Source organism: Bacillus sp. z50, assembly GCF_058313585.1.
The window spans coordinates 658,837-684,808 of the sequence record NZ_JBZFQL010000002.1 but is presented as its reverse complement, the minus strand read 5'-3'; the positions used below and the strand labels follow the sequence as shown (position 1 = coordinate 684,808).

25 protein-coding genes are annotated in these 25,972 nt (G+C 37.3%); 18 read left to right on the top strand and 7 right to left on the bottom strand.

Annotation, left to right across the window (positions count from 1 at the left end):
* Nucleotides 1-83: 83 nt before the first annotated feature.
* Nucleotides 84-1,097 (top strand): DUF3626 domain-containing protein, encoded by a 1,014-nt coding sequence (locus AC4G3N_RS09130; protein ID WP_491090092.1) that lies wholly within the window; start codon nucleotides 84-86, stop codon nucleotides 1,095-1,097.
* A gap of 284 nt (nucleotides 1,098-1,381) precedes the next feature.
* Here the strand turns inward: AC4G3N_RS09130 and AC4G3N_RS09125 are convergent, their stop codons facing one another.
* Entirely contained in the window at nucleotides 1,382-6,100 is a 4,719-nt protein-coding gene (locus AC4G3N_RS09125; protein WP_491090060.1) for an Ig-like domain-containing protein, read from the bottom strand.
* A gap of 874 nt (nucleotides 6,101-6,974) precedes the next feature.
* Between AC4G3N_RS09125 and AC4G3N_RS09120 the strand changes: the two genes are divergently transcribed.
* The 5 genes from AC4G3N_RS09120 to AC4G3N_RS09100 all read left to right on the top strand — a co-directional run bounded on the left by AC4G3N_RS09120 (nucleotide 6,975) and on the right by AC4G3N_RS09100 (nucleotide 10,487).
* A complete protein-coding gene (locus AC4G3N_RS09120; protein WP_491090059.1) occupies nucleotides 6,975-7,322 on the top strand; it encodes a lmo0954 family membrane protein in 348 nt (115 codons plus the stop codon).
* A gap of 16 nt (nucleotides 7,323-7,338) precedes the next feature.
* Complete coding sequence (locus tag AC4G3N_RS09115; protein WP_066101162.1) at nucleotides 7,339-7,986, top strand: PspA/IM30 family protein; 648 nt, start codon at nucleotides 7,339-7,341, stop codon at nucleotides 7,984-7,986.
* A 106-nt stretch (nucleotides 7,987-8,092) separates the two neighbouring features.
* Nucleotides 8,093-8,824 carry a cell wall-active antibiotics response protein LiaF gene (liaF, locus tag AC4G3N_RS09110; protein ID WP_491090058.1) on the top strand — a complete coding sequence of 244 codons (732 nt, stop codon included), beginning with the start codon at nucleotides 8,093-8,095 and terminating at the stop codon, nucleotides 8,822-8,824.
* Nucleotides 8,821-9,858 carry a sensor histidine kinase gene (locus AC4G3N_RS09105; RefSeq protein ID WP_491090057.1) on the top strand — a complete coding sequence of 346 codons (1,038 nt, stop codon included), beginning with the start codon at nucleotides 8,821-8,823 and terminating at the stop codon, nucleotides 9,856-9,858. Before liaF ends, AC4G3N_RS09105 begins: the two co-directional genes overlap by 4 nt.
* Complete coding sequence (locus AC4G3N_RS09100; RefSeq protein WP_491090056.1) at nucleotides 9,855-10,487, top strand: response regulator; 633 nt, start codon at nucleotides 9,855-9,857, stop codon at nucleotides 10,485-10,487. The genes AC4G3N_RS09105 and AC4G3N_RS09100 overlap by 4 nt, the downstream gene beginning before the upstream one ends.
* A 211-nt stretch (nucleotides 10,488-10,698) precedes the next feature.
* Here the strand turns inward: AC4G3N_RS09100 and AC4G3N_RS09095 are convergent, their stop codons facing one another.
* The gene (locus AC4G3N_RS09095) at nucleotides 10,699-11,001 is read right to left on the bottom strand and encodes a hypothetical protein (protein WP_491090055.1); all 303 of its coding nucleotides are present in this window, start codon (nucleotides 10,999-11,001) and stop codon (nucleotides 10,699-10,701) included.
* Between the two features lie 362 nt (nucleotides 11,002-11,363).
* Between AC4G3N_RS09095 and AC4G3N_RS09090 the strand changes: the two genes are divergently transcribed.
* Nucleotides 11,364-12,557: an MFS transporter gene (locus tag AC4G3N_RS09090; RefSeq protein WP_491090054.1), complete on the top strand. Its 1,194-nt coding sequence runs from the start codon at nucleotides 11,364-11,366 to the stop codon at nucleotides 12,555-12,557.
* Between the two features lie 141 nt (nucleotides 12,558-12,698).
* On the opposite strand, the gene AC4G3N_RS09085 is transcribed toward AC4G3N_RS09090, so the two are convergent.
* Nucleotides 12,699-13,331, bottom strand: coding sequence for a response regulator (locus tag AC4G3N_RS09085; protein ID WP_491090053.1), 633 nt, complete (start codon nucleotides 13,329-13,331; stop codon nucleotides 12,699-12,701).
* Between the two features lie 12 nt (nucleotides 13,332-13,343).
* Nucleotides 13,344-14,462, bottom strand: a complete 1,119-nt coding sequence (locus AC4G3N_RS09080; protein ID WP_491090052.1) for a GAF domain-containing sensor histidine kinase — start codon at nucleotides 14,460-14,462, stop codon at nucleotides 13,344-13,346.
* 153 nt (nucleotides 14,463-14,615) lie between these two features.
* On the opposite strand from AC4G3N_RS09080, the gene AC4G3N_RS09075 reads away from it, so the two are divergent.
* From AC4G3N_RS09075 to AC4G3N_RS09060, 4 genes are all read left to right on the top strand, one after another.
* Entirely contained in the window at nucleotides 14,616-15,338 is a 723-nt protein-coding gene (locus AC4G3N_RS09075; protein ID WP_491090051.1) for an SDR family oxidoreductase, read from the top strand.
* Nucleotides 15,338-16,372, top strand: a complete 1,035-nt coding sequence (locus AC4G3N_RS09070; protein ID WP_491090050.1) for an S-adenosylmethionine:tRNA ribosyltransferase-isomerase — start codon at nucleotides 15,338-15,340, stop codon at nucleotides 16,370-16,372. Before AC4G3N_RS09075 ends, AC4G3N_RS09070 begins: the two co-directional genes overlap by 1 nt.
* On the top strand, nucleotides 16,369-16,722 hold the full coding sequence (locus AC4G3N_RS09065; protein ID WP_491090049.1) for a VOC family protein: 354 nt from the start codon (nucleotides 16,369-16,371) through the stop codon (nucleotides 16,720-16,722). The genes AC4G3N_RS09070 and AC4G3N_RS09065 overlap by 4 nt, the downstream gene beginning before the upstream one ends.
* Before the next feature lie 249 nt (nucleotides 16,723-16,971).
* Nucleotides 16,972-17,535 carry an NAD(P)/FAD-dependent oxidoreductase gene (locus AC4G3N_RS09060; protein WP_491090048.1) on the top strand — a complete coding sequence of 188 codons (564 nt, stop codon included), beginning with the start codon at nucleotides 16,972-16,974 and terminating at the stop codon, nucleotides 17,533-17,535.
* A gap of 200 nt (nucleotides 17,536-17,735) precedes the next feature.
* On the opposite strand, the gene AC4G3N_RS09055 is transcribed toward AC4G3N_RS09060, so the two are convergent.
* Nucleotides 17,736-18,071, bottom strand: coding sequence for a L,D-transpeptidase (locus tag AC4G3N_RS09055; RefSeq protein WP_140461203.1), 336 nt, complete (start codon nucleotides 18,069-18,071; stop codon nucleotides 17,736-17,738).
* A gap of 191 nt (nucleotides 18,072-18,262) precedes the next feature.
* On the bottom strand, nucleotides 18,263-18,991 hold the full coding sequence (locus AC4G3N_RS09050) for an NAD-dependent deacylase (protein ID WP_491090047.1): 729 nt from the start codon (nucleotides 18,989-18,991) through the stop codon (nucleotides 18,263-18,265).
* A 172-nt stretch (nucleotides 18,992-19,163) separates the two neighbouring features.
* Between AC4G3N_RS09050 and AC4G3N_RS09045 the strand changes: the two genes are divergently transcribed.
* From AC4G3N_RS09045 to pnuC, 6 genes are all read left to right on the top strand, one after another.
* The gene (locus AC4G3N_RS09045; RefSeq protein ID WP_491090046.1) at nucleotides 19,164-19,301 is read left to right on the top strand and encodes a hypothetical protein; all 138 of its coding nucleotides are present in this window, start codon (nucleotides 19,164-19,166) and stop codon (nucleotides 19,299-19,301) included.
* Between the two features lie 653 nt (nucleotides 19,302-19,954).
* Nucleotides 19,955-20,182 carry a hypothetical protein gene (locus AC4G3N_RS09040; protein WP_491090045.1) on the top strand — a complete coding sequence of 76 codons (228 nt, stop codon included), beginning with the start codon at nucleotides 19,955-19,957 and terminating at the stop codon, nucleotides 20,180-20,182.
* Nucleotides 20,183-20,508: 326 nt separating this feature from the next.
* On the top strand, nucleotides 20,509-21,111 hold the full coding sequence (locus AC4G3N_RS09035; protein ID WP_491090091.1) for an RNA 2'-phosphotransferase: 603 nt from the start codon (nucleotides 20,509-20,511) through the stop codon (nucleotides 21,109-21,111).
* Between the two features lie 210 nt (nucleotides 21,112-21,321).
* Nucleotides 21,322-21,852, top strand: coding sequence for a tetratricopeptide repeat protein (locus tag AC4G3N_RS09030; protein ID WP_140461205.1), 531 nt, complete (start codon nucleotides 21,322-21,324; stop codon nucleotides 21,850-21,852).
* 317 nt (nucleotides 21,853-22,169) lie between these two features.
* Entirely contained in the window at nucleotides 22,170-23,291 is a 1,122-nt protein-coding gene (locus AC4G3N_RS09025) for an AAA family ATPase (RefSeq protein ID WP_491090044.1), read from the top strand.
* Nucleotides 23,278-23,964 carry a nicotinamide riboside transporter PnuC gene (gene pnuC / locus AC4G3N_RS09020; protein ID WP_491090043.1) on the top strand — a complete coding sequence of 229 codons (687 nt, stop codon included), beginning with the start codon at nucleotides 23,278-23,280 and terminating at the stop codon, nucleotides 23,962-23,964. The genes AC4G3N_RS09025 and pnuC overlap by 14 nt, the downstream gene beginning before the upstream one ends.
* 100 nt (nucleotides 23,965-24,064) lie before the next feature.
* Here pnuC and AC4G3N_RS09015 read toward each other — a convergent pair whose 3' ends face one another.
* Nucleotides 24,065-24,241, bottom strand: a complete 177-nt coding sequence (locus AC4G3N_RS09015; RefSeq protein WP_491090042.1) for a hypothetical protein — start codon at nucleotides 24,239-24,241, stop codon at nucleotides 24,065-24,067.
* Between the two features lie 342 nt (nucleotides 24,242-24,583).
* On the opposite strand from AC4G3N_RS09015, the gene AC4G3N_RS09010 reads away from it, so the two are divergent.
* Entirely contained in the window at nucleotides 24,584-25,945 is a 1,362-nt protein-coding gene (locus tag AC4G3N_RS09010; protein WP_491090041.1) for an aspartate kinase, read from the top strand.
* Nucleotides 25,946-25,972 lie beyond the last annotated feature (27 nt).

Sequence of the window (25,972 nt, the reverse complement as noted above, 5' to 3'; positions counted from 1 at the left end):
TATTTGTCAAAATGCACTCCTAATTATGTTTTGGTAAGTAGGGGAATAGATGTTAACAGCATTTCAACGATAGGCGATTCAGTATATTGAAGCATACTCAAAATGCAAAACGAACTCTTAATCATGTACTGACGATGTCAAATATATCAACAGAAGTATTTGAGCAAGCGGTTAATAATATGAAGAATAACGCAAGAATTGGCTTGCATTTTCATCCGGATCGGCTCACTCACAACCGGATAAGCGTGGCTGAATCTTTATTCAATGAGGGTGTATACAAGAGTCAATTTGAAACATTCATTTCAAATGGAAGTGTCTCTGCCTATCAAGGGGGTGAGCGTGATCTTTGGGAGACAAGAATGTTTGGAGGAGCTTATCAGTTTAAAGGCACAAGCCATAAAGAACATCCTAAATATGGGGCATTGAATGTTATGTTACATTCTGATGGACCTGCACCACGTTTTGGTTCCTGTTGTTTTCTGCTTTCTCCGAAAGTCTCCTATCGTTCTACCTACACATATATGGACTCACACCTCGAATTAAAGGAAAAAGGGATATATCAAGAATTCGATTTAATTTTGGCAGCGCTTTTAGAAGAGTCATTTTCCAGAGAAATTGTACTTGGCGAATCAGAATTACGACCACCTAAGCTAATAAGTTATTTGGCCAACCTATATAATATACAATCAGACCTTGTGAAACGAAAACCTAATCGCAATCTGGATTATTACATTGAAGCACAAGTACACGGGGAAGTATCGCTTGAAAAGGATGTTGATGCACTTGTGGCTGATGATTCTTTTCAAGCTACTGAAATCGGAAATATGCTAGAGCAGCTTTGCGGACAGTATTCAATCAGCCTATATTGGAGAAAGGGCTTTAAACTTAATAGCAAGGACGTCCCTTCAGATTTCAGAGGAGCGAAAATGCCTCATCTGGCAAAACGAATAACTAATTGTGATTATATTGATGCAAGCGTAATTGGTTCAGCAGCAAAAGACCTGTGCTGTTATCCTGAGAATTGGTCTGATTATGGAACTGTCAAAGAGGTGCTACAGGAGTTAAAGCTCCTTTGGCATGTATTGGTGAGATATTAATCCAAATTTGTTCGCAATCGATGACATGATATAAATTATGTGGAATACTACCCATTCCACCCATGCGTTTTTTTGTCAGTTCTTCTTTGGGTACTGTTACACCAATTTAACCACTCATCTCTAACCTGCCAATTATATAAGAACATATCTAACATGAACAAATCCCTCTTGGTATAACAGTAGTTTCATCTTCTATCAGAATGAATCGAAGCTTTAAAAGACAGATTATTAGGTAAAAATAAAAGGTGCCCTGGGCGACAAGCCAGGGCACCTTTTTGCTTTACTTATTTTTTCACTTTAACCGTTTTTGCTTTGCTCGTATTGCCAGCTTTATCTTTGGCAGTTACAGAAAGAGTCGTACCGGCTTTTTGCTTTTTGATTTTAACGGTATAGTTCCCTTTGCTGTTGGCCGTAGCAGTGCTAAGAGTTTTAGAACCGGCTTTGACCGTTACTTTAGCCCCGGCTTCTGTTTTTCCTGTCACTTTTGTAGAACTTGATTTTACTGGATTAACAGAAGGAGTAGATGGAGCAGTTTTATCTACTACCTTTACTGTTTTTGCTTTGCTCGTATTGCCAGCTTTATCTTTCGCAGTTACAGAAAGGGAAGTGCCAGCTTTTTGTTTTTTGATTTTGACTGTATAGTTTCCTTTGCTATTAGCAGTAGCTGTACCGAGAGTTTTAGAACCAGCCTTAACTGTTACTTTTGCACCAGCTTCCGTTTTACCTGTTACAGTTGTAGACTTGTCTGAAACAGCATTGACAGAAGGAGCGGAAGGAGCTGTTTTATCTGCCACTTTAACTGTTTTCGCTTTGCTTATATTACCTGCTTTGTCTGATGCTGTTACAGAAAGGGAAGTTCCGGCTTTTTGTTTCTTGATTTTTACAGTGTAGTTTCCATTGCTATTGGCAGTAGCTGTACCGAGAGTTTTAGAACCAGCCTTAACTGTTACTTTTGCACCAGCTTCCGTTTTACCTGTTACAGTTGTAGACTTGTCTGAAACAGCATTGACAGAAGGAGCGGAAGGAGCTGTTTTATCCGTTACTGTGATCGTTGTTACTTCGCTCACTAATCCAGTTTTCGGATCTGTAACAGTAGCGTATAATTTAGTACCGGCTTTCAGCTTCGTTTTTAAATCTATCGAGAATTTACCATCATTCGCTGTAGTTGTTAGTGTTAAGTTCTTTTTATCTGTAATGGTTACTTTTGAATCGGTTGGTGCAGTTCCCGTAATTTTTGTGCTGGCATCCGTTACAGCATTTACGGATGGCTTAACAGGAATTGGCACCTTATTAATTTCAATTTTCTTCTTAACTTGGTACCCTGCTATATCCTCAAGCACGAATTCATACTCGTTCACACCTTCCGCTAATGGAAGTTCAATTTCCTGAGTTACAGAGTAAGGTGCGTAAACAGGTAAGTCACCCAAATCATTAAATGTGTTTATTTCTTCATTTCCATTAACGACTAGTCGAAGAGCATTGTAGTTATCACCAACTTTGACCTTAACTTTTTGGCTATCACCTGTGGAGAATGCCTTGTAGTCAACTTCAATTGTTGGCTTTTTAGTATCAATAAAGATTTCTCTGTTGAAATCAATCTTGTTACCGGCTACATCTGCTCCATAGAATCGAATATCATGTTTACCTTCTTTGGAGAACTCAAAAATATCAAAGAAATAAGGCTCCTTAGTTTCTTCATCCAACTCAATTATAAGGTTCTGGCGTTTCCCTTCATATTCAGCCCATACATAATCTATCTCAGAATCGTCAGTTATATATCCGAAGACAAATACTTCAAGTTCATTGTAGATTCCAAGTGGTGCAGGTTCTATGACACTGATATAAGGAATTGTCTTATCCAATAATGATTTAGCACCGCGGTTCCCAGCATAGTCATGGGCAACTACGTTGATATTGTCACCGTTTTTCACTTCTACTGGTGTATCATCGCTATACTTCAGGTCGGATAATTTGACACTGTATGTGTTGGTGCTGTTTGGTGCTACATAATCTTTCAGTGCTTTACCGTTAACGGAAAGCTCGATATATTGAAGTCCTGCGCCTGAATTTGTATCTTCAGCTTTAAATGTAACTGTCTTTGTTGCATCATCATATTTAAGATCAGACACAGTTGGTTCTGTATTATCTACTAGGATTGGCATTTTAAATACTTGAGGTTCCTTGCCCTCGTAATCGATTATTGCCTTGACTTGGTAATAGTACAGTCCTTCTTCAACAGATTTGTTATTTACTTTACCATCCCATTCAGTGAAGTATGGCTCGAATGTTACGATAGAGTCTGCTGCATAGTTCTTTCTTTGGTACTTATCAGTAGTTATTTTACGCAATGTTTTACCATCTGTATCGGTAATACTGTATTCCACCGTTTTGCTGTTTCGTAAAAATGATAGGGCAGGGGCCACTGCATCATAATGACCGTCAGCATTTGGTGAAAAAGCTATTTTAGATGGATCAACAATTTGATTCTTATCGAATGGACTAACTCCTAAAAATTCACCGGTATTAGAATCGGCAAGACCTGTATATCCATAGAATGAATCGACGGAATTATTCATTGGATCGATAATGTTTGGTTTATTCCAGTCACCTTTAAATCCAACAAATGGTATGGATAAAGTAGGTAGAGAGTCTTCGAGATTCTTAGCTTTTAAGAATACGAAGCCTTCAACAAAGTATCCGTTTTTCATCGCTTTTTCTAAATCAGCTTTTGCATTTTTTAAATCAATTGTGATTGTAAAATCTTTAGATTTACCAGCTGCAACAGTAATTTCACTATCGGATGTAACAATTGCTTTTTTGATTTCCTGTGGTGTCAGATCATTGAACGTATATCCACCTGCTTCGTACAGAGCATCGGATAGTACAGTTGTATCAACTGTGTATGTTGCATCTTTCTCACTGAAGTTAGTAGCAGTCAGTGTAAAAGAGAACTTATCGTTGGAAATTTCTTTTAATGTAACTTTTCCATCATCCGTTCCTTTATTTACCACGTAAACTGGGGAAGTAATTGCTGAGTTTAATTTCATAACCCCGGCACCCTGACGACGTGGTGAATAATAGGTTGTACCGAGAGGATCTTTAATAGTTTCAGATGTATTCATTAATAAAGTTTTCGCACGTTGGACTTTATCCTTGCCTTCAAGATTTGGAAAATTTTTCTCTACATATTCCAACACAAGGGCAGATCCGCCTGCTACATGCGGTGCAGCCATGGATGTACCGCTCATAACTCCATACTTATCATCATTTAATGTTGAATAGATTTTTCCACCTGGTGCTGTGATTTCAGGTTTAAAATCTAAGTTTGGTGTTACTCCCCATGAAGTGAAGGTAGACAACTGTCCGGCTGTACCGTTTTCTAGTTGTATCATTTCCCCGGTGAATTTAACTTTACCTACATCACCAGCTGCTTTAATTTTTTCTTCAAACATAGTACCATCGCTTACTCGCAGTGAAACCAGTGGGATAGTAGGGCTGTTTAGAGCCATGCTGACAAAATCTCCATGTGCAGGAGTTCCCCTGATAATAACACCGATGGCTCCGGCAGCTTCGGCTTGCTTTTGGATTTCACCGTAGTTTGGAGTAGCAGCTGTTCTGACAGCAAAAACTATTTTACCAGCTACATCCTTTCCTTGATATTGATCTGGATGACCATTACCAACATAAACAACATCTTTTTCAGTTGTACTGAAAACATCTAATGGTAGAGGAGAGGATTGTGTTTTATATCCAGCTGAGTATGTCGTTCCACCAATCGTAAATTCAAATTTATCTACAAATACATGTGTGTTTTCAAGAGAAGCAACTGAGATGGAATCTTTGGAAACACTTGGTGATCCTACAAGCCCGATATCAGGGTTCGTTGCAAAAGGATCTGCGTATCCATCAGAGATCTGAGCAGAGTTACCCGCTGAAATGGCCATTAATACACCGTTATTAACAGCTCTTTCAATCGCCTTTTGCTCAGGATCTTCAGGAGATTGGAATCCTGCAGTTGATCCAAGACTCATATTCAACACATCTGCACCAAGCAAAATGGCATCATCAATTGCTTTAACGTAAATATCGCCCCATGTAGAAGGCATTTCTGAATCATTACCAAATACTTTTAAAGCTAATAATTGTGTTTCAGGAGCAATTCCTTTAATGCCTCCAGCATCTTTGGATCCATTTGCTCCAACCGTTCCACCAACATGCATACCATGCATGGATGCATCAGAGCCAAGATCAAGAATTTCTTGATTCTTATCATAATAGTTGTATCCGTATGGAACCTTCGCTGTATGGTATTTTCCTGGTAATTTATTTTTAGAAATGCTTGCATCTACATCCGATTTTGTTAACTTTGCTTTGCTTTCATCAGTTAGAACCATATCTTTATGGCTGGGATCAATTCCAGTATCAATAATACCAACAACTGTACCTGTACCATTGTATCCTTTGACCCATGTTTCTTCTGCTTCAACGATATCACCACTGGATACCATTTCAGGTTTTACTTCCGGTCGCTTATATTCATTAGCGATATATACAGATGAAACAGTGGAGATACTTTCAATTTTTGATATGTCTGAAGCCTTTACTTCACCACTGACCCCATTTGCGACTACTGTAAAGGAGTTTTCAACGTCGAATTTTACACGTTTTTTATTAATAGATGATAGGAAATCGGATTGTTGGTCTTTAACGTTTGCTTGTAATTCCGATTGTTTTGATTTGGAGAGTTCTTTAAACATAACACCTTGTTTAGTGGCGTAATCAATTGCAGGAGTACCTTCGAGTTCTACAATAACGCGCACCTTTTCATCTGGGTCATATTTACTTACATCCAGTTTCTTTTTTACTGTGTTGCTAAAGGGCTTTAGTTTAGAGTTTTCATATGTATTAGCGCTCGCTGTACCTATACCGATTAATAAGTTAGATAATAGTAATACCAGTGATAGTAAAACAAAAACGACATTCTTAGTATTTTTGAAATGCAAAGCTCCAACCTCCTTTTTATTTGTCAATATCTGAAATCTACAAAATCACCCCTTAATTGAAAATGAAAGTTTAGGTAAATAATTTACTATCTACCACACTATTAATTTACCACCACGATTATAAATAGTCTTTTTAATTTTTTGATTTTTCAAAAAATAGTAAATACGGCTTAGCTAATTATGGGGTTTATGCTCGAAAAACAGAGAAGAGTGGGTAGAAACACACAGAAGGAAGATGAGTAGAAAAGTGTGTTTTTTAAGTATACAAGGCCATTTTAACTGGTAAGTAGCAAAAAAGAAGAGATATTGACATTATTAGAAAACTTGAATGACAACCAAAAACTCAGCGTTCTTTGGCTCTGAGTATGTATTCTTTAAAACTATATTAATTTCGATACATCCCGACAGATTGGGGAGCGTTATATTCAAAATCGAATTTCTCATAAAGCTTATCAGCTGGGGAATCAACTATTAAACTTACGTATGCTCCCCGGGGCAGATGGTTATTTAGATAGTCTGTTAGATTTTCCATTATTACTTTACTTAATATATGGTGTGATTCGGCTTCGACTCCTAGTCCCTCGAGGTCATAAGGATAGCCACTACGGTAGGAGAAATCGCCCCTGGCGCGCCTCTTCTTATGCTTATCGGGCCTGTACAGTCGTCTCAGCACTAGCTGTATAGGATTTTCTTCTCCCAGTGCAATACTCGATTCTCTCAATGTTTTTTGCGCTATTTTTTTGGAAGCAGTACTGCAGAGCTTTTTAATAGTCTTAGTTTAGCTACGCCTCAAGACCTAGGTGGAAATCAAGCTCAGGGTCGTTATAAAGAATATTCTTCCAAGTTAAACTAAAGACATAAGGAGGGAATATCAATGAAAAATTTCGGATTGATCTTGATTGTGCTGGTGGCTGGTCTAATCGTTATCGGTAATATTGGTTCCATTATTACATTGGCCATTACATTAGCTATTTTGTATTTTGCCGTGAAAGGATTCATGAAGTCGGATATAAATTTGTCGAAAGTGGTTTGGGGAGCAATTGCGGTTATTACATTATTGGCTTCAGTTGGTAATATACCTGCGTTAATTGGCTTGGTGGCTATGTATGTTCTTTATTATCTATATAAGGAGCATAAGAAGGAAAAGGACTATGTGAGTCATGATGATCCATTTACAAACTTTGAAAAAGAATGGGAACAATTAAATAAAAATTTTAAATGAGGAGTGTGCAGGAAACATGGCAAATTTATTTACTCGTATGAAAAATTCGGTAGAAGCAGATCTTCATGATTTAATCGATAAGCAGGAGGAGAGGAATCCAATTTCAAAATTGAATCAATATTTGAGACAATCCGAAAGAGAAGTTGAACAGGTTCAACAATTAATACAACGTCAATATCGATTGAAAGAGGAAATAAAGCGTGAATTAGCGGTTGCTAAGGAAATGGCCGATAAACGTAAACATCAGGCTTATATTGCTAAGGAAGCAGGCGATGTGAGTGAATTATACGAATTTGCCATTAAGGAACAGGCGGTTTATGAGGACCGTTCAGCCAAAATTGAACATCTGCTTGTGCAAATTGGTCTTGATTTAAAACAGCTTGAAGAGAAGTTTACTTTAATGAAGCAAAAGCTGAAAGATATGCATATAAAGAGACTTGAGCTGATGGGGCGGGAAAATATTGCAAAGGTCCATCATAAAATGGATAAGTTAATGGAGTCCGGTAAAGATGCAGTAGAGGGCGAGGGGCAACAATCCTTAGAAATTGATGATTATATGATGCAAATAGAAAATCGAGTGAAAGCTAATTATTATGAAGCAACGATTGATACCCGTATTGCAGAAATTGAAAAAGATTTAAAAAGGAAGGAAACAGTGAATTAAAAAATGGTATTCTAGTATGTAGGACGCAGTATTTTGCTGCGTCTGTTTTAGATTAGTAATCAGCAGGTGTTCATCTATGATGAATTACGGATAGGGGGGTAGGAATATGCAGAGATATAAAGAAGGGCATTGGGCAGAAAAAATATTAATTGCTATTTTAATTGTTGCTTTAATTGAAATTATCTTTTTTCGCTTTCATGAAATTCTTTATACCGTATTGTTTTCGGGAATTTGTATTTATTACGGCTATTCCCGTTATTCTAAACTATTTGGGAAAATGATATTTTGGATTGGTATAATATCAGGTCTTATAGGCTTAATTAATCTATTCATTGTCAGGCTCCTACTCTTTATTATTCTTCTCTATTATATTTCACAACATCTTCAAAAGAGACGTGAACCTATTCAAATCAAACCTAAAGAATCGTTTGAACAGCAGGAAAAACAGAATGGTGAAATATCCAAGCCTGTAATTACGAATAGAATTTTTGGAAGTCAGCAAACTCCTGAGTACGTATACGAATGGAATGATCTGAATGTGATAAGCGTATACGGAGATACTCATATCAATTTGAGCAATACAGTCTTACCGAAGGAAATATCAGTCATTTCGATTCGGAATGGTATTGGGGACATTGAAATATTTGTTCCGTACGATGTGGGTGTACAAATATCCCATACCTGTTTATATGGAAAAGTACGTTTATTTGAAGAAAAGGAAAAAGAGCTTAGGAATCAGCAAATTATGTATAGATCAGAAGGATATAACGAGGCTAGCTATAAAATAAAGATCGTTACTTCGATCGGTGCCGGCAATTTGGTGGTGAAGTGGATATGAGTATACTAAAACGCCAACTATTGATCTGTATATCAATCTCTTTACTGCTATTTTTAACTATATTCTTATGTTATTATGTAATCTTTTTCTCCTCTGATTGGACTCCTTTGTATGAGAAGAAAATCTTTAATGTGCCATTTCTGTTATTTGCGCTAAGTATTGCCTTGTTGTTTGGTGTCTTGTTCGGAATTGCAAGTGGGCTATTCTATAAATCTGAAATAAATCAGTTAAATGATACATTACGAAGTGTAAACCTTGGGGAAAACCTTTCGGAAAAAGAGATTAAGACAAAGGAGTTATCTGAATCTCTCGAGAAAGTAAAACAAATCCAGACAGTCCTTCTTGATCAGGCAAAACGTTCTCAGGCTCTGGCTACTGAAAATTCTGTGGAACAGGAAAAACGAGTTCAGGAGATGGTTAAGGAGGAGAGAAATAGATTGGCCCGAGAACTCCATGATTCTGTCAGTCAACAGCTTTTTGCTGCTTCCATGCTTATGTCAGCCATCAATGAATCAGGTGGGAATGAAGAGACAACTGAGAAAAAACAGCTTAGGATGGTTGAAAGTATGATTCAACAGTCCCAATTAGAAATGCGAGCCCTACTTTTACATCTCCGTCCTGTACATTTAAAGGATAAAAGCTTGAAGGAAGGCGTAGATAATCTTTTAAGTGAACTCAAACAAAAAATCCCTTTTACAGTAAAATGGAAGGTAGAAGATTTGGAATTGGAGAAAGGGATTGAGGATCATTTATTTAGAATCCTCCAGGAATCCGTTTCGAATACATTACGTCATGCTAAAGCACAATTATTGGAAGTGTATATTATTCAGCATGAACGTTCTTTAATTATGAGAGTGATTGATGATGGTGTTGGATTTACTGCAGATGAAGCGAAGGCTGGCTCTTACGGGTTGCAAAATATGAAAGAGCGGGCGATAGAAATTGGCGGCATTCTAAAGGTAGTTTCGGTACCAAAGCAAGGCACGCGAATCGAAGTAAGAGTACCATTAGTGAATGTGGGTGAGAAAGCATGATAAGAGTATTGTTTGTAGATGATCATGAAATGGTCCGTATAGGTATTTCTGCCTATTTATCTTCTTTACCGGACATTGAAGTGATAGGGGAAGCGGAAAATGGACTAAAGGGTGTCGAAATGGCATTGAGCTTAAAGCCTGATGTAATATTGATGGATTTGGTCATGCCTGAAATGGATGGGATTGAGGCAACCAAGCGGATTCTAGCGGAGTGGCCGGAGGCAAAAATAATTATTGTAACGAGTTTTGTTGATGATGAAAAAGTGTACCCGGCTCTTGAAGCAGGAGCGATCAGCTATATGTTAAAAACCTCGAAAGCAAGTGAAATAGCAGATTCGATACGCGAAACCTCTAAGGGGCAATCCGTTCTGGTACCGGAAGTGACGGATAAACTCATGTCTAAATTTAGAAACGCAAATAAAAGAGATTTGCACGAAGATTTAACATCACGAGAAATGGAAATTTTATTATTAATGGCGGAAGGAAAGACGAACCAAGAAATAGCAGATCAATTATTTATTGCACTTAAAACGGTTAAAACGCATGTAAGCAATATTTTAGGTAAACTTCAAGTTCAGGATCGTACCCAAGCAGTAATTTATGCTTTCCATCATAAATTAACAAAATAGATTACCGATTGAATGAGTATGGTAATCACTTTTGTTAAGATAAGTATCATTATAATTTTAATAATAAATAGTGAAGCTCAACTCCGACTGTTCTAATTCAAATGGATTTGAGCTCTTTTATTTATGGATATGTTAAACTTAAATGTTAATTATCCTTAATTAATTAATTAAAGGTAATCCTATTTATGAAGGATTTTCCTCTTACTACCTTTTATTGAACGTGTTCTACTCCGTTTTCTACATACGATTCTAAAATTACTTCATTCTTATTTTTGTAATAAAAGTAGGTTTTATTATCATCTTTTAGTCGAATACTAACCATCCAATTCTTATTTCCTTGTAAATTTGCAATAAATGGTTCACTGGAAATAATGTCATTCTTTGAAATGTTCTCTTCAGTTGTCAGATACTCAATTACACGTTGTTCAACAGTTGACTTTTTATATTGAATATAGCCTAATCCAATTCCGATAAAAGTTAACAAAATTAATACAATCGCCCCTATTTTTCTCATTTACAACCTCCTAATAAAAATTTATTAATAAATTAATAGAATAAAGACTACACACTGGACATTTACAAGCATGAGCTATCATAAGTATCTGTCATTTCAAATAAAAATGATATTATTTGATAGTATGCTAGTAGAATCAGATGTGGAACCTATCAGCATAAAAGGAAGTTAATTTATAAATCCATTTTAACAGTAGTCTTTAATGCAGAAAGGTGTAGGAGACTATCAAATGGGAATAACAATATATTACTCCCTTGCCGACAGAAGAGGGGATTTTTTGTGTATTTTTTAAATTTCCATAGAAAGATAGTTTCGTATTCGGGTAAGATAATTAATGTAAAGGAGCAGAAAGAAGGTATAGTATGATTGATCAAGTACAACAAGGTGTAAAACAGAAAATAAAGAAGGAAAAGATATGGACAAGAGATTTTGTCTTCATTTGTATGGCAAACTTCCTGATCTTTTTAGGTTTTCAAATGACCTTGCCGACAATTTCGTTGTACGTTAAACATCTCGGTGGAAGTGACCAGCTAATAGGGGCAGTTGTCGGGATATTTACATTTTCAGCTTTGCTGATTAGGCCCTTTGCCGGTAAGGCATTGGAAACGAAGGGAAGGCGAATTGTCTATTTCGGAGGATTAATTGTTTTTATCCTTACCCTCGCGTCGTTTGGCTTTATGGCAAGTATTGCTTTATTGTTCATGATGCGGATTATTCAAGGATTAGGCTGGGGAGCATTAACTACAGCTACGGGTACGGTTGCCTCAGACTTGGTACCGGCATCAAGACGGGGTGAAGGAATGGGTTACTTTGGGCTGTCCGGAAATATTGCGATGGCTATTGGGCCATCTCTAGGTCTTGCTTTGGTAGTTATGATGCCATTTAATCAGTTTTTCTTAATATGTGCCGTTTTAGGTATCATTGCTTTTCTGGTAGCAACGCAGATCAAATTCAAGAAAGCTGAGAAAATGACTGTGCAGCCAACTGGTAAGAAGATATTGGATCTATATGAAAAAAGCTCGTTAAAGCCATCTATACTGGCATTTTTCATCACATTTACTTTTGGAGGAATTGCTACTTTTCTTCCTTTATATACAGCACAAAAGGGAATCGATGGAATCCAATGGTATTTTGTTATCTATGCATTATCGGTCATGTTGACAAGAACGTTTGCCGGACAATTATATGACCGTAAAGGGCACAAGGCTGTATTTATACCGGGAACATTGTTGGTGTTTATTGCGATGCTATTACTATCCTGGCTGCCTAGCACGAGCATGATGTTATTTGCGGCGTTCCTTTATGGATTTGGATTTGGAAGCGTTCAGCCAGCCCTACAGGCATGGGCAATTGATCAGGCACCCCAAAATCGTAAAGGAATGGCTAATGCCACATTTTACTCGTTCTTTGACTTAGGTATAGGGATTGGAGCTATGATTTTCGGACAGATTGGACATTCATTTGGCTACAGCAGCATTTATATGACAGCGGCTGTGTCCGTATTTATGTCGATGGTTATTTACGTACTTATAACCCGTGAGAAAGCAGTTCGCTAATTGCTTAATTACGTATAAAAATCCAGGTGAGTCATTGATCACCTGGATTTTTATATAGATTTTCTATTCTCTTTTTTTACCGGATGAATGTGATTGGAAGAGGATATAAACCCCAATAAAATAGCAACGAATCCAAATCAATTAAAAACCATTTCGTATCGCAAAAAGAGCAGCCTGAGTACGGTCCTGCAGCTCTAGCTTAGACAGGATATTGGATACATGAGTTTTTACCGTTTTTTCGGTTATGTAAAGTGCTGAAGCAATCTCTTTATTGCTTTTGCCGTTAGTGATTTCCTTGAGAACTTCCTTTTCTCTTTGAGTCAATGAATTTAATGAAGTCTGCTTGGATTTATTCGTTTGCATAGCTGTCATTAAATCTGCCGTAATTTTGGAATGAATATAGGTTTCTCCGTTTACTGCCTTTTTAATAGCCAAGATTAGTTCCTCAGGGTCGCTTTCCTTTAATAGATAGCCACTGGCACCTGCATCCAAGGCAGGAATGGCATGGTCTTGATCTGACATGCTGGTGAGGATTAAAACTTTCACATCCGGTATGGTTTCTACAATGTGTTTTGTTGCCTCGATTCCGTCCATTACAGGCATTAGTAAGTCCATTATCATAATCTCGGGAGTCAGGTTTTTGGCCAGTTCAATTGCTTCCTTACCGTTTGTTCCTTCTCCAATTACACTCATATCTGGATGGCTGTTTAATAATAGTGCCAGCCCTTTCCTAACGACATGGTGATCATCCACTAAAACAATATTTATCGTCATTAAAATTCTCCTTTAGTATGGCAATTCAACCGTTAAACTGGTGCCGGAGTTCTTTTTGCTAATTATGCTAAATTTCCCTTGCAGGGCTGTTACGCGTTCTTCTATACTCTTTAGCCCAAGACTCGGCATTCCCTTTGCTGATGAAATATCGAATCCTACTCCACCATCTTCAACCGACATGATAATATGATTTTGTTTGTATTCAAGAGAAAGTAAGATTTCTTTTTGACCGGAATATTTAATGGCATTATTGAAGGCTTCCTGCCCAATCCTCCATAAGTTTTCTTCGATTTTTGAAGGGAGAGATCCTGTCCCTTTCACCTGAACTATAACTTGTAAACCGAGTATTCCAGCGTATGATTTGAGGGCGCAAACGAGTCCGTTCTTTAGTCCATCTGGCCGTAATTGCCAGATCAATGCCTTCATTTCAGCCTGTGCATGCTGTGACATACTTCCGATATCAGCAAAAATTTGTCTTATTGAATCCTCTTTTGATAGATTGATTCCGGCTTTTGATGTCACATTAATAGAGTAAAGTAATTGATTTACAGAATCATGCAGGTCCCGTGCCAAGCGATTTCGTTCCTCTGTAACTTTCAGTTCCTGCTCCCGTTTTGTTAAATGGATTCGTTTCAAGGCATTTCCGATTTGATAGGCAACGGATTCTAAGAGACCCAACTCTTCTGCTTCAAATCTTTCTTTATTCGTTACGGCTACGTTTAGTACACCGAATTTTTCATCCCCAGCTGATAAGGGAACAGTCGCATGGTAAACAAGGCCATAGGTGTCACCCCATTGATTCAATCTTGCATTTTCCAACCGTTTGCATTCCATAATATTCGAAGCTTTATGTAGATTATCCTTTAAAAATTTATTCACACACCAACAGTCACCCGTACACATCGGCTCATAGTCTGAGATTTTTAAAGCGGGCGGCAGTCCCTCAGAAGCAGCTAATTTGTAATTTCCTTGTTCGTCAATAAGAAAGATCCACCCGGTTTCCAAGGAGGTTATTTTTAAAAGCTTCTTTAATACTTTAGTCAAAACCTCGTTTAAATCAGTGCCTTCATTTAATGTTTCAGCGATTTCCTTCAATATATGAATCTCTGAGAGAAAAATTTTACGGATCACCTTAGTCTCCTTAAAAGATGTTTTGTTATTATTATACATTTTTTATAGCGGAGTACTACTAAAGATGTAGCTGAAACTCCATCCATCCTCCGAGGGCATGGCTGTCTTTTTGCAATACCCTATAAGTATAAGATTCTTTAGGAGGTATAAATCATGAAAACAGTTGTGATTACAGGAGCATCAAAAGGATTAGGGAGAGCATTAGCCCTAGCCTTTGCAAAACAAGGATACAATCTCGCAATTTGTGCACGGGGAGAAGAGCGGTTACAAGAAGTGAAATTATTGGCTGAGGAATTGGGCAGTACAGTTTTGGCAGTAAAAGCGGATGTAACAAATCAGCGTGATATTGAAGCTTTTATATCCATGACAGAAAGCAGATTTGGCCAAATTGATGTTTTAATCAATAATGCTGCAGTACTTGGGCCTAGCCCGATGCCACTCTTACTGGATTATTCAGAGGTTGATTTCATGAATGTTATAAAGTCAAACACCTTAAGTCCATTTATGGTCACAAAACGTGTTCTTCCTGGAATGCTTCAGCGTAATGAAGGCTCGATTATCAATGTAACATCAGAAGCCGGGCAAATAGGATATGCAGGATGGGGTGCCTATGGAATTTCGAAGTTTGCGCTGGAAGGGCTGACCGAAACATGGGCAGATGAGCTTTTGGAAACGAATATACGAATCAATATGATTGACCCCGGCAGTATGGATACGGATATGTATGCGTTGGCAGACCCTAATCATAATGAAGAACTGACTAAACCGGAGGAGGTACTGGGGGCCTTTGTTTATTTAGCCTCCGATCAATCACAGCATATTAGCGGTAAACGGTTTGAAGCACAGAACTTCGAGCTTGAACAGGAGGGATTTTAATGGCATTGCCTCTCAGGAAAATTTTTTTTCTGCCTCAAGAATTGAATGCGTCTGAACCTCCAGAGTTCAGAGGGATGAGAAGGGACCAAATCAAGCTAATGGTAACAGACAAAAGGACTGGAACAATAGAACACACTCAATTTTTCCATTTCGATCAGTATCTAAAGAAAGGTGATATTCTGGTTTTGAATAATAGCAGAACAATTCCCGCCTCAGCAAGGGCAACTATTACTAGAAAAGGAATCGTTATAGCAGAAGCTGTAGAAATAAGGTTTGCAAAAAAGATTGTGAATAATGCCTGGGAAGTGCTGGCCCTGCATGAAGATATAGAAAGTGGAGATGTGCTCAATTTTTCGGAAGGGCAATTGAAAGGAGAGATAAGTAGCAGGGTAGAAGCTACCCCTTTGTGGAGGGTTTGTTTTTCTCAATCAGAGGATCGTATTTTACATTATTTATATCAAAAAGGAGAACCGATTCGGTATGAATATACGAAACATGCACTTGATTTAAACTTCTATCAAACGGTCTATGCCTCAGTCCCTGGCTCCGTTGAAATGCCATCTGCTGGCCGAGCCTTTACCTGGGAAATGCTTTTCAATCTTCAAAAAAAGGGAGTGAAGCTTCAGTTTATTCAGCTTCACACAGGCTTGAGCTATTTACTAGATGACTACTGGCCTGTAAAACCGGAAACCAATCCTGAAATCTATGAAATCCCCAGTGAGACAATGGATATGATTCGGCATGCGAAAAAAGAGGGGAGAAGAGTGATTGCTGTCGGAAGCACGGTCGTTCGTGCTTTGGAGACGGCTCTGCTAACTGAAGAGCTCAAGGGTAGCACTCATTTGTATATCGGATCTGATTACCCTATGGAAGCAGTTGATGGTATCCTCACCGGTTTCCATGAACCTGAGGCGAGTCATTTGGATATGCTCACTGCCTTTATTGATTCGGATTTCCTTTTTAAAACGTATGAGGAAGCCGTACTTAAGGGGTATTTGTGGCATGAGTTTGGAGATGTGAACTTAATTATATGAAAATGTTGAATATCCATCACGTCGGTTTTGAGGTGAGAAGCCTGGAACTTACAAGGTTCTTTTTTGAAAAATATCTAGGATTTCGCACTGAACAATACTTGGAATTGGAAGGAGAAAAGATCGTATTCTTAGTGCATGACCAATTCAGGATTGAATTGATTGAAAATGGAATGATTGATGAAAAAGGTTCATACGAGACACATATTTGTTTTGAAACGGATTGTTTTCAAATTTTAAATGAAAACGATGTATCTATTTTGGAGGGACCAATAAGGCTGGAAAATGGCTGGACAATTGTTTTTGTTGAGGGGAATAATGGTGAAAGAATTGAGTTATTAAAGAGGATTTAGACTTTCTGCAAGCGAACATCTTACGTATAAATAAAGTACAGATGTGGATTTCAATATAACGCTGAACGGAATATAAGGTATGGTCTTTTAAATCAAGACGGTTGAGGTATCCAAGCAGATTATTAACCCGCCATTGGCTAATACGCTAGAACGATTGGTCAGGTATCCAAAATCACTTCAATAGAAATTGGTAATTATTTCCGTTATAATAAGGGTGGAATTCATAATAGGCTGGGGAGGTTTGAGGAAATGTATGATGTTATAGTTATTGGAGCAGGTCCAAGTGGTGCTAGTGCTGCATTATTCACTGCAAAAGCAGGTAAAAAAACGTTGGTTTTGGATAATGATAAAAGTGTCACTAAACGTGCCTGGATTGAAAATCATTATGGTGTAGAAGAAATCACTGGACCTGACCTTATTGCAATCGGTAAAAAACAGGCAGAGAAATTCGGCGCTGAATTCAAGGTTGCAACCGCTGAAAAAATCGAAGTGGAAAATGATGGAGTGATGATTCAAACAGAAGAATCCAACTATATGGCAAGTGAAGTGATCTTGGCTTCCGGTATGTTAGTTGACCTCGCTGAAGCTTCAGGCATCAAAACAAAGGACGGTACTGAACCGCGTATTAAAAAAGTGATTGATGTCGATGATTCCGGTAAAACCTATCTTGATCATGTCTGGGCAGCCGGCACAGTTGCTGGTGTAAGCATGCATACAATTATAACAGCAGGGGACGGAGCAAGAGTCGCGATAAATGTAATCAGTTCTCTGAATGGGGAACGTTATGTTGACCATGATATTCTAAAATCTTAAATTAAATGAATAATAGTTGAATGATATCGTTACGGCTCATGAGTGGGTCGTTTTTTTGTTTGACTCTGTTTGTAGATAATGTTCGTTTTTGAATTCCCGTTCTTATTCAACTAAGGCGAAGATTAGTTGAATAAGAGAAGCGATGCTTTTATGTCGTATTTGACCAAAATTATGCAGTAAGAGGAGCTAGATTAACAGAGTCATTTATGAATAACAACCCTAGTACCAATTGGTACTCTAGATGATAATTCTAGAACATCATGATTAAACATCCTAATACAACCATGTGAGACATTCTTACCGATTGAAGCTGGGGTATTTGTTCCATGTATACCGTAATGAGGCTTTGACAAACCCATCCAAAGAACTCCGAATTGTCTTCCAGGATTACGTTGTTTATTGATTATCTTGTATGTCCCAGTAGGTGTTGGTGATAATATTTTCCCAACTGCAATTGGGTAAGCTTTTATCAGCCTATTTCCATCAAAAAGTTTTAATTGATGTTTCGATGTTGATATGTCAATCCATCTCGCCATGAATAACAACTCCATTTTTTCAAATATTGTATGAAGTAACTCAGGCATTTGTTAATTAATAGACATTATCAGCAATATATACGAACAGAGCCTTTTGTTTAGTTGCAATTTGTACAGCTTTCAGGTACTGAGATGGAAGATAACTGCATATAAAAAAGCCAATCTCCTTCTCAAAGATTGGCCTGAATCTATTAATAATTTTCAATTAACTCGGCATCTATTTCAGCTAAAAGCTCGCCGGCTTTACGGTCATTAATCACGAGGTCTGCATAAAAATCAAAATTAGTAGGCTCTAAATTAATAATAACCAGTTTCGCACCATTTTGCTTAGCAATTAAAGGGAACTGATTAGCAGGTGTCACTGATAACGATGATCCGAGAACAATAAACAGGTCTGCTTTTTCACTTTCAGCCTCAGCGATCATGAATGGTTTTTCAGGCAACATTTCACCAAATAAAATGACGGATGGACGAAGCTTGCCGCCACACTCACATTGATAGGATTCATTTAAATACATTTCACTGCCATATTCCTTACCGCATGTTTGGCAATGCACTTTTTGTAAGGTTCCGTGCAACTCTGCTACCCGGTTGCTGCCGGCTTCCTGGTGGAATCCATCCACATTTTGCGTGATAATACTTTGAATAATACCTTCACGTTCCCATTTAGCGAGAATAGAATGGCCTTTATGTGGGCCGTGTTCCTTCACTCCTACCACACGCTGGCGATAAAATTCAAAAAACTCTTTGACATTTTGATTAAGTGCATCTGTACTGGCAATAGTGCCTGGATCTTGCTTCTTCCACAATCCGTTATTAGTTGAGCGGAAATCAGGTAACCCGCTTTCAGTTGACATCCCAGCTCCTGTAAATACAACCGTATATTGGGAATTTTTTAATAAAGTAGCTAGTTTGGACAAAATATTTTCCCCCTGTTTTAGATCCTCTGTACATGTTTGTTTCATCATTATACCATGAGCCAATTAGCTATTCTAAATCATTGGTTTCGCGAAAATTACACGCAATATTATGAGGGAGTACCCAAGTGGTGCTCTCTTTAATTTTTGTTCAAATTTGAAAGGAGAAAAGAACATGAGAGAAATGAACTTGTCATCACTGACGCCTAGCAGAATCCTTAGACACATAATGGACGACCGATTCGGCAACGCAAAGGAGTATACGTATACCATTCTTGGCAATACCGGACCTACTGGAAAAACCTGGATTTAAAACGGATTGAGGCTTCATGGTTTTACGGCCTTTGAAATCACTGAGGGCATCTTTAATTTGGTGGATTATAGGGACAATAAAAACCTCTACATTGTTGACGACGTTAACAAACAAGTGATTATTGTTTTAAATCATCTTTTTCACAACTAGACCATAATAGGAGGCGAACAAATATGACGGAAAGAAGTTTAAAATTAAATGTCCTCATTGTCAACACGAGCCGCGTATAGGCGAAATTGGTTGGACGGAGATTTGGGAAGATCTTGATGACGTTGGCAAGCACGTTGTTATATGTAAGAAATGCGATAAGTGCTATTTGATTCGAGACGAGGATGAGGATGGTCCGTTCATCACTTCCTAAATACATTAAAATAGGCTCCGTCACTACGACAGGGCCTCTTCTTTTTTTTTTACTTCTTCTTATTCTTCTCATCTTCCGGTACAAATTTGATCTTAACGTTAGCATCATGTTTCTTCGACATAAGTCTAGATAAAACTTCCTCAATTCTACTTCTCATTACTTCTTTCTCTGGTTTATCTGTAGCTCCCATGGAAACATCCACTTTCTAAGTTGTATATTTATTGTACACAAATCGAAAGGGATTTTCTGGTATATTGTCGAATGTAGGTAATAAGGAGGAGGTGGATATGTTATGGAAAAAAGCATGTATAGCGTTTATGACGCAATCGTAATTAAGATTAATGATCTTGAAATAAAAGCGAGAGCATTGGAAGAATTACTAAAAGAAAAAGGAACTGTAACTGTAGAAGAAATCGACGAAAAAATTAAGTTAGTTGAGGAAAGAGATGGAAGTAAATTAGCACTTGAGTGGATTAATTTACTTGAAAGAAGTGCGGAATTTTATAAGGAAACCGAATAACAAATAGACGGCAGAACTCATTGTAGAGCCTGCCGCTTTTTATTTCTTTGTGTAGTGTATATTTATATCATTAATAGACTATTTTTTACAAATCGGGTGTAACAGGACTATTTCAGTCGACATTCCAGCACCTGTAAACAACTGTATATTGGGATTCTTTTAACATAGTTAGTAGTTTGGACAAAATATTTTCCCCCTGTTTTAGATCCTCTGTACATAATTATTCATAATTATACCATGAGCCAATCGGCTATTCTAAATCATTGGTTTCGCGAAAATCGATGTATTATATGAGAAAATAGAAGAAACTATTCGAATAATCGAGAATCAGCTTCGAACATGGAGCTTCTATTCTCTTTTCATTTTTATGTTATAAAGGAGGATCCCAAAAAATAAGTTTAATTAAAGCGAGCAGGTTTATGAGTTTGATTCTTCGTCACAAACCGGAATCTATTGGAATTACCCTGGATGAGCATGGATGGGCGAATGTCGAGGAATTGATTAAGGGTATTTCTAAAAAATATCCTTTTGATATGAACATCCTAGAGGAAATTGTGCGAACCGATGATAAGCAGAGATACTCTTTTAATGAGGACAAGTCACTTATTCGAGCCAATCAAGGACATTCCATTTCGGTTGATGTAGAGCTGGAAATCGTGGATCCACCAGAGTTTTTATGGCATGGTACGGGAGAAAAGTATACTGAATCCATTGAACGTATTGGACTAATTCCAAAGAGTCGTTTATATGTTCATCTATCATCTGATGAAGAAACAGCAATCAATGTAGGAAAACGGCATGGGAAACCGGTTGTGTATCGTGTACGAAGTGGTGAAATGATGAAACAAGGATATGTGTTTTACCGTTCGAAAAATCATGTTTGGTTAACAAAAACAGTACCCGTTAAGTTTTTGGAAGCGCAACCGTAAAAATAAAAGAGGGATGTAATTTAGTAAACATGTTAGCTAGAACTCTTAACAAAATCTCATCAAAATATTTCTTGCCTTTTCGTTCTGCGTGACTCGAAATCTGGGTCCAATAGTACTTTTCTAGAAAGGGGTTTTATTTGATATTGTAGAATGTAGGGAACAAGGAATGCGACTGATTGTAAATTACAAGAAACAATGAGGTGGGAATAAATGAATAAAAATCCACGTGAACTTCTGGATAATGCTATTGCGCTGCGTGAAGATGGTCGTGAGAAACAGGATCCGGTTATTTTAAATCATGCACTTAATCTTCTGTTAAATCTATCAGAAAATGATCCGGAAAATGCAGAAATAAATTATCAGATTGGGATTGCCTATGATAATTCTGGGTTATGTAACAAAGCAATTCCTTACTATGTTAAAGCAATTGAACAAGGTCTATCCGGTTCTGATCTACAAAGATGTTTCCTTGGTTTAGGAAGCAGTTACCGCATTTTGGGGCATTATAAAGAGTCTGTTGACGTCCTTCGCCGCGGTGTGACTGAATTTCCTGAACATCGAGCCCTACAAGTCTTTTATTCTATGGCTTTATATAATACAGGGGAATATAAAAGGGCTATGGAAATTGTCTTAATGAATTTAATGGAAACTACAAATGATGAAATACTTCAGTACTTTAAGCGTGGTATTTCTTATTATGCCCAGCACCTTGATGAAACTTTAGATTTAGACAATCCTTAAATCGTAATTACCTCATTCTATAGGTTGAATAAGCTAACTGTATATAACCTTTTTACTTAGAAGAAACATTCTATATGAAAGCAATGAAAAAAGGAGGATTCACTCAAAATGTGTATCTTCCTTTTTTGGTGTTTCTTTTTCTCTGATATAACTGTACGCCTTCAGTAAATCTTACCTCTTTCATAATGTTATTTTAGTATAATAAAATAAAGAGCCATCTAATTTACATGTAGTACTATGAGAGAAATAGAGGTTCAGTCGAGAGCGTAGTTTCTTTTCATTTTATATTTAAAGGATAAAAAGAAGGGAGAAGAAAAGTGTTAAACTCCTACCAAAAACCCCTTAAAGGGAAAAAAGTTGGTATTGTATTTGGATCATTCGCTCCGCTTCATCGAGGGCATTTGGATTTAATTATGCAAGCAAAAAAAGAAAACGACGGCGGTTGCATTGTCATTGTATGTGGATATGACGGGGATAAAGGTGAACCACTTATGCCTCATAAAATGCGATATCGTTACGTGAGAGAGTTTTTTTCGGATGATGATTTGGTTGCTGTATATGCAATCAATGAAAATGAAATTGGTATTGAAAACTATCCCAATGGTTGGAATGGTTGGCTTAAAGAGTTTGAAACTATTTATCGCAAGGCGGTAGAAACACCTACAGATACCGATAGAATTTGGTATGTCGGGGATAGGAATTACCATGAGGACTTAAACGGAAAGTTTAATGAAACCGCAATCTTGGTTGACCGACTTGCATTAACTCCAATATCAGCAACGATGATAAGGGAAAACCCCATAAAGCATTGGGATAAAATAACGTATCCATTCCGTAGAGTTTTTAGTACAAACATTCTTATATGCGGTACTGCTTCGGAAGGAAAATCAGTATTAACCGCCGACCTGGGCAAATATTTCAATGCGCCATACAGTTATGAGTTCGCAAGAGGCTACATGCAAGAAAGAAATATAGCCGAATGGGAATTAAACGGGACGGACTATATGGCTTTTCTTGAAGGGCAGTATAATCTCAATAAAAAATTAATTAACTCACCCTCCAATCAAGGAATCTTTTTTGCGGACTCCGACTCGATGGTAACAAGAATGTACGCAGAGGGGTATTCCAGAGACAGCCAATGTGACTTAACAGAGGAAGAATTTGAAAAAGTTGCTATAGTGGCCGATGAAATCACAAAAAAATGTCGGTGGGATAAAATTTATTTACTATGTCCTTGTGGCGAGTTTGTGGATGACCATGAGCGATTTATGGCTCATTCTGGAATGGAGGAACGCAATGAGTTATTCAACATACTTTGCAACAATATTAAAAGTTCAGGAAATTGGGACAAGGTAACGGTTCTAAATGGGGGCTATTGGAACAACTTCAAAACTATTGTAAGTGATGTGAAAAGAATCATTGAAAATGGAAGGAATTAAAAATTATCTTAAAAACGAATTTTGGAACGGTTATAATCTCTTTGAAAAAATATTTATGATAAGTATGGTACTGCTTCAAATCATCGTATATTACTTTGTTCCTGATTCTCCTATCGGTATGATTTGCGGAGTATCAGGTGTAATCTGTGTTGTTTTGACAGCGAAAGGCAAACTGTCGTCTTATATCTTCAACTTTATACAGATTGTCACCTATATGTATATCGTATGGGGGTTGGGGCTGTATCTTGAGTTCTTCGAAAATATTTTCTACTTCGTAACTTGTATTCTCGGTGTATTTATTTGGAAGAAGAATATGACCGAGGAAACAATGCAAGTAAAAGCAAAAAGTCTTAAGTCAGTGCAGATGATCATTACAGCTTTGTTAATTGTTATATGTACTATCGCACTGGGTTATATCGGACAAAATTATCTCGGTAATACTCTGCCTTACTATGATGCATTTACTAATGTAATGGCAATAGTAGCTCAAATCCTCATGGTATTACGATATAGAGAACAATGGCTCGTATGGATTGTAATTGACCTTGTTTGCTTGGTTATGTTCATTATGCTTGGACAGTGGTCTATGGTTGCCATGTATGTTTCGTGGACAATCAATGCGATTTTCGGTTGGTACAATTGGAGTAAATTAAATAAAGAAGAAGTAAAATAATAGTTCATAATCAAGAATTTAAAGAAGGGTCAGTCATAGTGACGGCCCTTCTATTATTATTATTGGTACAAGTTATAAAGAATCAAAGATTGTATCAAAATTATGGATTTAGCTGATTGATACTATTACTTTTCTTGATTTCGTCATGAATGTCCTTTAGATATTCATTTTTTTGTTTCATTAACTTTAAGATAGTAAGTGCTACATAAATAATAAAAACGATAATACCTAAGTATACCAATATAGAAATTAATCCAAATAAGGATGCTGCCATCATAAGTAAACCCTCCAAACTATATTTTATAATTATTTTACCGTATTTTTCCTCATGATCTTTTGTTTTTTTAAATATACTTTCGACTAGTGTCTAAAAATGACAAGTTTAAAATGTACCATTTATTCATTTCCGTGGTATCAAAAATTAATCGATAACTAGAATATTTACGCCTTCATGAGTCATCCTGTCATTCTAATTCTTTGGTGAATGAGACTTACTTCCGAAGAATGGAAGTCCCGATGGATATTATTTGAAATTTTTCATATTTTCTCTTGAAACTTTAGCGCTGAGAAGTGATAATAGTTAATATTATCTGAAAATTAAACATAGGGGATATGCAGAATGAAAGTAGTTAAATTTGGGGGAACTTCTCTTGCATCCGGTGAGCAGTTGAATAAAGTTTTTGATATTGTCGTATCAGATCCACAACGTAAAATAGTGGTAGTATCGGCACCAGGTAAACGATTTTCATCCGATACTAAAGTGACAGATTTGCTCATTGCCTGTGGAGAAAGCTGGTTAAATGGGGCTTGTGATCAATATTTATTTGATATGGTTATTGATCGATACCGATTAATAGCAGAGGATTTATCCGTTTCAGGCTCTGTCGTCGAAAGAATTAGAGCTGATTTAATGGAAATTCTTAATGGAGACCTGAGCGATAAGGGTCAGTTTATGGATGCCGTTAAAGCCAGTGGAGAAGACAATAATGCCAAATTGGTAGCTGCTTTTTTCCAAGCCAGAGGTGTAGAGGCTGAATACATGAATCCTCGTGAGGCAGGACTAATCGTCAGTGATGAGCCGGGGAATGCTCAGGTTTTAGCAGAATCGTATGCCAATCTGTATCATTTAAGAAATAAAAAAGGAATTGTCATATTTCCAGGATTCTTTGGTTATACAACGGATGGAAAGGTGATGACGTTCCCGCGGAGCGGCTCGGATATTACAGGTGCAATTCTGGCTAATGCAGTTAAAGCTGATTTATACGAAAATTATACAGATGTTGATGCCGTATTTTCGGTTAATCCAACGATTATTAATAAACCTAAGGAAATCAGTGTATTGACGTATCGGGAAATGCGTGAACTTTCCTATGCAGGCTTTAGTGTTTTACATGATGAAGCATTAATTCCCGCCTTTAAAGCAGGGATTCCAGTAAATATTAAAAATACGAATAATCCGTTATCACCTGGTACCATGATTGTGAATAAAAAAGAGCTAACCAATGGTCCGGTTGTCGGTATTGCAAGTGACAATGATTTTTGCAGCATTTATGTCAGCAAATATTTAATGAACAGAGAAATAGGTTTTGGACGTAAACTTCTTCAAATCCTTGAAGATTTAAAGTTGTCCTATGAACATGTTCCTTCGGGAATTGATGATTTGACTGTCATTTTAAGACAGAATCAAATGGACTCTGAGCTTGAAGAGATTATTAGGAACCGGATTATAGATGAATTAGAGGCTGACGAGGTGAAAATTGAACACAATTTATCCTTGATTATGATTGTGGGAGAGGGAATGCGTTCAAATGTTGGTACAGTTGCGAGGGCATCCAAGGCTTTGGCAAATGCCGGCATTAATATCGAAATGATCAATCAGGGGTCTTCTGAAGTCAGTATGATGTTTGGTGTGAAAGAACTTCAGGAAAACCGAGCAGTGGCTGCTCTTTACAATGAATTTTTTACCAGTGTAAGCGTGTAAGGAAAAGTGGTAAATCCAATTATAGAA

Bases quoted from the DNA above. Each gene is read 5' to 3' on its own strand.
- AC4G3N_RS09030 (WP_140461205.1), top strand. From the start codon at position 21,322: ATGAATAAAAATCCACGTGAACTTCTGGATAATGCTATTGCGCTGCGT.
- AC4G3N_RS09045 (WP_491090046.1), top strand. From the start codon at position 19,164: ATGAGAGAAATGAACTTGTCATCACTGACGCCTAGCAGAATCCTTAGA.
- AC4G3N_RS09065 (WP_491090049.1), top strand. From the start codon at position 16,369: ATGAAAATGTTGAATATCCATCACGTCGGTTTTGAGGTGAGAAGCCTG.
- AC4G3N_RS09100 (WP_491090056.1), top strand. From the start codon at position 9,855: ATGATAAGAGTATTGTTTGTAGATGATCATGAAATGGTCCGTATAGGT.
- AC4G3N_RS09070 (WP_491090050.1), top strand. From the start codon at position 15,338: ATGGCATTGCCTCTCAGGAAAATTTTTTTTCTGCCTCAAGAATTGAAT.
- AC4G3N_RS09105 (WP_491090057.1), top strand. From the start codon at position 8,821: ATGAGTATACTAAAACGCCAACTATTGATCTGTATATCAATCTCTTTA.
- AC4G3N_RS09010 (WP_491090041.1), top strand. From the start codon at position 24,584: ATGAAAGTAGTTAAATTTGGGGGAACTTCTCTTGCATCCGGTGAGCAG.
- AC4G3N_RS09115 (WP_066101162.1), top strand. From the start codon at position 7,339: ATGGCAAATTTATTTACTCGTATGAAAAATTCGGTAGAAGCAGATCTT.
- liaF (WP_491090058.1), top strand. From the start codon at position 8,093: ATGCAGAGATATAAAGAAGGGCATTGGGCAGAAAAAATATTAATTGCT.
- AC4G3N_RS09040 (WP_491090045.1), top strand. From the start codon at position 19,955: ATGGAAAAAAGCATGTATAGCGTTTATGACGCAATCGTAATTAAGATT.
- pnuC (WP_491090043.1), top strand. From the start codon at position 23,278: ATGGAAGGAATTAAAAATTATCTTAAAAACGAATTTTGGAACGGTTAT.
- AC4G3N_RS09095 (WP_491090055.1), bottom strand. From the start codon at position 11,001: ATGAGAAAAATAGGGGCGATTGTATTAATTTTGTTAACTTTTATCGGA.
- AC4G3N_RS09075 (WP_491090051.1), top strand. From the start codon at position 14,616: ATGAAAACAGTTGTGATTACAGGAGCATCAAAAGGATTAGGGAGAGCA.
- AC4G3N_RS09060 (WP_491090048.1), top strand. From the start codon at position 16,972: ATGTATGATGTTATAGTTATTGGAGCAGGTCCAAGTGGTGCTAGTGCT.
- AC4G3N_RS09015 (WP_491090042.1), bottom strand. From the start codon at position 24,241: ATGATGGCAGCATCCTTATTTGGATTAATTTCTATATTGGTATACTTA.
- AC4G3N_RS09120 (WP_491090059.1), top strand. From the start codon at position 6,975: ATGAAAAATTTCGGATTGATCTTGATTGTGCTGGTGGCTGGTCTAATC.
- AC4G3N_RS09090 (WP_491090054.1), top strand. From the start codon at position 11,364: ATGATTGATCAAGTACAACAAGGTGTAAAACAGAAAATAAAGAAGGAA.
- AC4G3N_RS09085 (WP_491090053.1), bottom strand. From the start codon at position 13,331: ATGACGATAAATATTGTTTTAGTGGATGATCACCATGTCGTTAGGAAA.
- AC4G3N_RS09055 (WP_140461203.1), bottom strand. From the start codon at position 18,071: ATGGCGAGATGGATTGACATATCAACATCGAAACATCAATTAAAACTT.